Genomic DNA, 7,009 nt, shown 5'->3' with positions numbered 1-7,009 from the left:
ACATCGGGAGCCGGATGCGGTGAAAGTCGCACGTCCGGATCTAACTGAGAGGTGCGCGGGATAATACCCGCCATCGACTCAACCCAGATGAAGCGATCGCAACGCATTAGAGTGTTGGCACGAAATACTTCTTTATCGTTGACCATTACTACCCAGCGTTGCGTTAAGTGATTGTCGTCATGGCTGATGCTGGCTACCAGTTGATTACCAGCGTAATATTCGTGATGGTCAAAGGAAATTTCGACTATTGTGAGGGGTTCGGGAGCGATCGCTTGGGCTTGGTCAGCGATGAAGTGGTCGAGTTCGGCTTGAGCGAGGGTTTGGTTGTCGGGGGCAGCAGGGGCGAGTTTCTGAACCTTGCTTGCCTGATAGTTAACAATGGCAGAAATCCAGGCATCCTTACAGCGTTTGTCGCTTACTTCGGCTGTGCAGGCAATTTCGCTGTAGATTTGCTTGAGTCGGGCAATAGATTTCAGTTGCAGCTGTTGATAAGTGTAAATGGCGTGAGTCATAATTGATAAAGTCTTAATGGACATAGAGAAGCGCTTCAGATTTCCGGTCGGGGGCGCTTTCTCTATATAAATATTGTAGACTGATGGTTTACACTTGTCAACTGATGTACGACACTATATAGTAAGTGTAGGACGACGTTTTACATTAAAGGAGGTGGTTTAGGTGGATATAGTGAAAATCAGACGCTACACAGACATTGAAATTTCAGGTTTAGGAGGAAAAATTAAACAAGCAAGAAAAGCTGATGGGCGTTCAGTCGAGGTTTTGGCAGGAGAAGCTGATATTAGCCGCTCTTACTGGCACGATATTGAGGCAGAACGAATACGAGATGCTTTGCCTGAAGACACATTAAGGAAAATTGAGCGAGTACTTGGTATTGACTTAGGAGTGAAATTCGATGATTAACTACTCCTCTCGCCTTGCCCTTAGTTTTTTAACGAGCGATTGTAGCTCCTGACTACAACCATAAAATTGTTATCTAGTCTGAGAAATACCATTTGAAAGGGTGGAATCATGACTAAACCATCCTCGAACCGCAAAAAAGCCACCTCTGCTGTCTCCAACAATTTACAAGCAACCGCTAGTTCTGCCGAAGACACCTTTGATCCAGAAAATCCAGCTTCAGCAACAATTACAGTTACTGCTGCTGAAGTAGAGGAGTTGTCCGAAACGGAACAACGCGATCGCCTTCACCTAGAGCGCCGTGTGGAAAGAGCGTTTTTTGAGGCGGGTAAGGCACTGGCAGAATTGCGCGATCGCAGATTGTACCGCTCGACCCACAAGACGTTTGAGGAATATTGCCGTTCTCGGTTTGCGTATACTCACCGGCATGTAAATTATTTAATAGCTGCTTCAAATGTAGTTGACAACATAATAATGGGAACCAATGGTTCCCAAAATGAGATACCGGATGAAATGGGAACCAATGGTTCCCAAATTTTGCCTACAACCGAACGCCAAGTTCGACCACTGACTAAGCTAGAACCATCGCAACAGCAAGAAGTATGGCGGCAAGCGGTGGAGCAGGCAGGGGGAAAAGTGCCGCCAGCCAGAATTGTCAAAGATGTGGTGCAGCGCATCATGGAAAGGACAAAAGTACCAAACACATACCAAATTGGCGAAGTCTGCCAAATCCTTGTTAAAGACAATCCCGAACTGAGGGGCAAAGGTGGCTGCTGGGGTATAGTTAACCATGTGGGCGAATTCAGTTGCACTGTCAAAACCTGGGATGGGGAATATACGGTTGGATTGCAACATCTGAAGTCCTTCAGCTACTTACCTGCCGAGTGTGAGCAGATGCGGGTGATTTGCGATCGCATTAATCGGGTGTATTCGAGTGGGCTGGAGGAGTCGGTGCAGAAGTTTTTGGAGTCGTTGGGAAAGCTCAATCGGGGTTATTTGACGGGCATAGAGGAAAAATTGTTGACAGTTCTGGAGTTTGAATATGTAAAAAAATAAGATTCTTAATAATTTTATAAGTTTGAAATCTAATGTCTTTGGAATGGTGAAAATTTGTTGAAGGTATTTATTGACGCATTGGGAGTACAGACTAAGATTGATGTATAGTTTTTGATTTCTTAGAACATAACTTATAAATGATTACTGATATACCAGAGCCAAATGATTTCTTTATATCTGGGTGGAGATTTCTAGATTATGCTTGGTCACAAGCTATAGACTTACTAATTGATCTTCAGATTCCAGAAGATGGCTATCAACCTGATACAGATGAGATAAAAGAATTTTGGGAATTAGGACGACCTAAGCTCATAACTTCGCTAGCTCTTGTTCAGCAGGGAATTGAATTATTACTCAAAGGATGTATTGCAGAAGTCAGCCCATATCTTCTTATTTCAGATCAGCGTAACTGGGATAAGTTTGCAAAAACTGATACTCCTTTTTCACAGTTTCGTACAATAGATGCACAAGACTTAATTAAAGTCTATGACACTGTAAGACAACATCGGCTTTCAGAAGAATTTAAGAAAATGGTTAGTGAACTAAGACAGCATAGGAATATAGCTTTTCATAGCGTAAGCAACTCTATAGCTGTAGAAGTATCTCAAGTATTAATATCAGTTTTTGAAGCAGTTGATAATTTAAACTATGGTAAGAAATGGTTAAAAATTCACAAAGAGTTCCTTGAAAAAAGTCCAGTTTCACCCTTTATTGATCTTGAATACTATGTTAAGTCTCAAATGATGGTGGAGATGGAAGTTATTGTTAATTATTTTACCCCAGAACATATTGAGAAATATACAGGATTTCGTACCAAGGAAAAGCTGTATCAATGCCCTTTATGCAAACGTGCTGCGAACAAGCAAGGAGGTAAACCGAATTTTGCACAAATGGTAATAGATGAAACTGGAAGTAAAAGTTCCCTTTATTGTTTCTGCTGTTGTGAGAATTTAGAAGCTATTGAAGAAGTTATGAAGGTTAATTGCCAAGTTTCTGGCTGCGATAGCACTTTTGTTGATGTGTACGGGGAATGTCTCGTCTGTGGCTATAAAAACGAACTAGACGATTAGAAAATTAATGGGTAAGCTGCTTGCTACTGCCACTGGAGAACGCTGTGCAAAAGTTTACTGCTATCGGTTACACTGTTATCCGAAATTATTTAATAGGTGACAAGAAATACATTACTTTAGGTAGAAAATACAGTGTGATTTCTTTTTTCTAAATTAAATACGAACGTGCAGGTAATCTGCAATCGCTTCCAGCCCAAATCTTGGCGATGGCGGAACGCCCAGCTTCGCTGATCGCATTAATCGGGTGTATTCGAGTGGGCTTGAGGAATCGGTGCAGAGGTTTTTGGAGATGCTGGGGAAGCTGAATCGACCTTATCTTACTGAGTTGGAAGAAAAACTTTTGAGCCTTCTAGAGTCCGAAGTTAAAGTGTAATAGCTAACTGTCTTGTCAACTCTTCATAAAACTGTTTTTGGCGGTATATTATTTGTAACAGTAATTAACCCTTAGTTAGCAAGATAGCTCTGTGCTTTCGGAGTATCCTAATGAGCTTGATTAACCTGGATCTGGTCTTCAACGCAATTACTAGCATCGCCAACCCTTTGATTAAAGAAAAAATTCTGCGTTCGGAGACTGTAATTAAGTTACTCCAGCAATTTAACCTCGATCCAGAGCATCCACCTGCTGATTTTAGTGGTGTTTATGCTTACGCCCTAGTAGAATATGGCGTAGGCAAACCTAAGCCATTGCTCGAATTGTTCCGACAACAAGCAATTAAACAAGCTTTTCGCACAGCATTAGACCACAATAACCCCTCAATTCTGCTTTCTGAGGTTGATGCTTTTTTAGATACCTATACCTTGGGTGATGAAATTAGTAGTTTGGAACTTGATGTCAGGCGAGAAGTGGCTGAATTTGCGACTGTATTTATTGAAGTTGCTAAACGCACTCGCACTCCCTCTGATGTGTTGCTAAACCAGAAAATTGGTTCTCTACATAAAAGGATTGCTTGTATCCAAGAACAACTGGAAAGATTGCCGACGCTGGAGGGAATTCGGACAGAAATAGCAAGGTTGGCAGTAGAGAATTATCCTGCACTACCAGGAACTGCGACTGCAAACCAATGTAGAGCGATCGCACTTGCCCAACAAATGCGAGGATGGTTTGAAACCCTGGGGTATACCCTGGAAAAATATGAAATCTGGGCAGAAGAATATTTTGAATGGATTATCAACATCCCAGTACGTCGCAGTTATGACCGCATTCTTATACGTGGTGTTGCTGGAGAAGTTAAACTGAGTGATGTTATGGCGTTGCGCTCCTCAGTTGAGGTGCAAAAAACGGATGAAGGATGGTTGGTAACTACCCGCCGGATTTCCCGCGCAGCAAGGGATGAAGTCAAGAAGGAAGAAAATCATCGCCTTGATTGTTTCACTTTTGACGAACTAATTGACTTGGATGCTGACTTTAGTGGGTATCTTGACTGGCTAGAAGCAGAAATCAAACGCCGAAAAATTGATACTAAGTATGTACCCCTTGCTTGTACAAAAGAAGAAATTGACCCGGTTAGCAAGCGGCGAATCGGCGTGAGTCGATATGAAGAAGAAGACGGCTGGATTGATGGCTATATTGACTTATGGCTTGATGACCCCGCCAAAGAGCATATTTCCATTCTGGGAGAATTTGGCACAGGTAAAACTTGGTTTGTCTTTCACTATGCTTGGACTGCACTGCAACGTTACCGCGATGCCCAAAAACGTGGCGTTGAACGTCCCCGTCTGCCTTTAGTAATTACCCTGCGTGACTTTGCCAAAGCACTAAATGTTGAGAATGTTTTGGCAGGTTTCTTTTTTACCCAACACAATATCCGCATCAACAGCGAAGTCTTTGACCAACTCAATCGCATGGGTAAGTTGCTGCTCATTTTCGATGGCTTTGACGAAATGGCAGCAAAAGTTGACCGCCAACAGATGATTAACAACTTTTGGGAACTAGCGAAAGTGGTAGTTCCCGGTGCTAAAGTCATCCTCACCTGTCGTACTGAGCATTTCCCAGAGGCGAAGGAAGGACGTGCTTTACTAAATGCAGAACTGCAAGCATCAACTAAAAAATTAACTGGCGAAACACCTCAATTTGAAGTGCTGGAACTGGAGAAATTCAACGATGAGCAAATTCGGCAGGTGTTGTCATACCAAACTGAAGCAACGACAGTAGAACAAGTACTAGGCAATCCGCAATTATTAGACTTAGCTCGTCGCCCAGTGATGACTGACTTGATCTTGGAAGCATTGCCAGATATTAAGGCGGGTAAACCTGTGGATATGTCACGGGTTTATTTGTATGCAGTGCGGCGCAAGATGGAACGGGACATCAAAGCGGAGCGTACTTTTACTTCTTTGGCTGAAAAACTATATTTTTTGTGCGAACTCTCCTGGGAAATGCTGTCCACTGACCAAATGAGCCTGAATTATCGACTGTTCCCAGAACGCATTCGCCGCTTATTTGGTTCTATTGTCCAAGAGGAGAAAGATTTAGATCACTGGCATTATGACATGATGGCGCAGACGATGCTTGTCCGCAATGCTGATGGGGACTATACTCCAGCGCATAGGTCGTTATTAGAGTTTTTTGTGGCGTATAAATTTGCGGCAGAGCTGGGAGCTTTGGCTAGCGATTTTACGGAATTAGCCCAAGCACAGTCTGGTTTGGATAACAGTGCAGCAGCTATTGATTATACTTGGTCTGGTTATTTTTCGCCGCAAGAGAGTGGGGGGGCAATGCCTATGACAACCCCTTCGGGGAATGCACCACTAAAAGAATTTAGAAGTGAGTGTTTTGAGAAACTTAGAGAGACTTTTGGTGAAGTGCCACTGACAAAAGCAGTAATGGATTTACTGGTGCCGATTTTGAGTAATAGCGAATCTCTATTTACTGTAATTGAAGCAACGCGGGGAAAAAGTGAAGATGAGGCTGGTTTTGTTGGCGGGAATGCGGCGACACTACTGGTAAAAATTGATAAGGTAGGCTTGGAAGGTAAAGATTTTAATGGTGCTGTGATTAAAGGCGCTGATTTTTCAGGCGCAAGTTTGCGACGTGTGAATTTAGCTAAATCAAATTTGGTTGATTCCATTTTTGCTCAGGTCTTAGGTAGAGTTTTCGCAGTAGCATTTAGTCCAGATAGTAAACTATTAGCCATAGGTGATTTTACAGGTGTAATTAGGGTCTGGGAAGTCACAAGTACAAGAGAAATTTTAATTTGCAGAGGTCATACTAATTGGGTACGTTCAGTCGTATTCAGTCATGAAGGTAAGGTACTCGCTAGCAGCAGTAATGATCAAACGGTAAAGTTATGGGATATCGATACAGGGAGATGCCTGAAAACCTTGCAAGGACATACTGATATGGTATGGTCAGTAGCTTTTAGTCATGAAAGTCAGATACTTGCTAGTGGAAGTGATGATCAAACAATAAAGTTATGGAATATCCAGACTGGTGACTGTATCAGAACTTTGCAACCGCATGAGAAAATACGTTCACTAGTCTTTAGCTTAGACAGTCAGATAATTGCTAGCGGTGGAACTAGTCAAACAGTCAAGCTATGGAATGTTCAAAGTGGGGAATGTGTCAAAGTTTTACAAGGACATTCTCAATCCTTGTGGTCAGTTGTCTTTAGCCCAGATGGTCAGCTACTTGCTAGTGGTAGCAGAGACCAAACAGTAAAGCTATGGGATATCCAAAGTGGCAAATGCCTCAAAACTTTACAAGAGCATACTGGTGAAATCTGGTCAGTGGCCTTCAGTCCAGATGGTCACATGATTGCTAGTGCTGGTGATAGTGTGGATAAAACAGTGAAACTATGGGATATACAAAGGGCTTTGTTGCGTGAATGAAAAAAAGACATACTAATCCGATAGTGGAGTAGTATTAGTTTTCTACTTTGTAACTGTCCGGCTTGCCTAACTGGATCATGCGGTTAAGCGCAGCACATTGGAGAAATAATTCAACAGCTTGATTATCAAAGAAACGTCGT

General features: G+C 42.5%; 3 protein-coding genes and 3 pseudogenes. 4 read left to right on the top strand and 2 right to left on the bottom strand.

All coding sequences use genetic code 11. The annotated features are described in order from the left end of the window. Positions 1–512, bottom strand: a pseudogene (locus H6G96_RS39770) (hypothetical protein); the annotation flags it as partial. Between the two features lie 172 nt (positions 513–684). Between H6G96_RS39770 and H6G96_RS39765 the strand changes: the two are divergent. From H6G96_RS39765 to H6G96_RS39750, 4 genes and pseudogenes are all read left to right on the top strand, one after another. Continuing rightward, positions 685–918 (top strand): helix-turn-helix transcriptional regulator, encoded by a 234-nt coding sequence (locus H6G96_RS39765; RefSeq protein ID WP_100904288.1) that lies wholly within the window; start codon positions 685–687, stop codon positions 916–918. A 108-nt stretch (positions 919–1,026) separates the two neighbouring features. Further along, positions 1,027–1,971, top strand: a complete 945-nt coding sequence (locus H6G96_RS39760; RefSeq protein ID WP_190920046.1) for a hypothetical protein — start codon at positions 1,027–1,029, stop codon at positions 1,969–1,971. Positions 1,972–2,108: 137 nt separating this feature from the next. Further along, positions 2,109–3,041, top strand: a complete 933-nt coding sequence (locus H6G96_RS39755) for a hypothetical protein (protein ID WP_190920028.1) — start codon at positions 2,109–2,111, stop codon at positions 3,039–3,041. A 483-nt stretch (positions 3,042–3,524) separates the two neighbouring features. After that, positions 3,525–6,845: pseudogene (locus H6G96_RS39750) on the top strand (NACHT domain-containing protein); the annotation flags it as partial. Between the two features lie 58 nt (positions 6,846–6,903). Here H6G96_RS39750 and H6G96_RS39745 read toward each other — a convergent pair. Further along, positions 6,904–7,009, bottom strand: a pseudogene (locus H6G96_RS39745) (IS5/IS1182 family transposase); the annotation flags it as partial.

The sequence above is a fragment of the Nostoc sp. FACHB-892 genome (assembly GCF_014698795.1).
Taxonomy (GTDB): Bacteria; Cyanobacteriota; Cyanobacteriia; order Cyanobacteriales; family Nostocaceae; genus Nostoc.
Note: the sequence above shows the minus strand (reverse complement) of the source record. Positions and strands in the feature narration are given on the sequence as shown.

Excerpts from the sequence above, each read along its gene's own strand:
- H6G96_RS39760 (WP_190920046.1), top strand. The coding sequence starts at position 1,027 with ATGACTAAACCATCCTCGAACCGCAAAAAAGCCACCTCTGCTGTCTCC.
- H6G96_RS39755 (WP_190920028.1), top strand. The coding sequence starts at position 2,109 with ATGATTACTGATATACCAGAGCCAAATGATTTCTTTATATCTGGGTGG.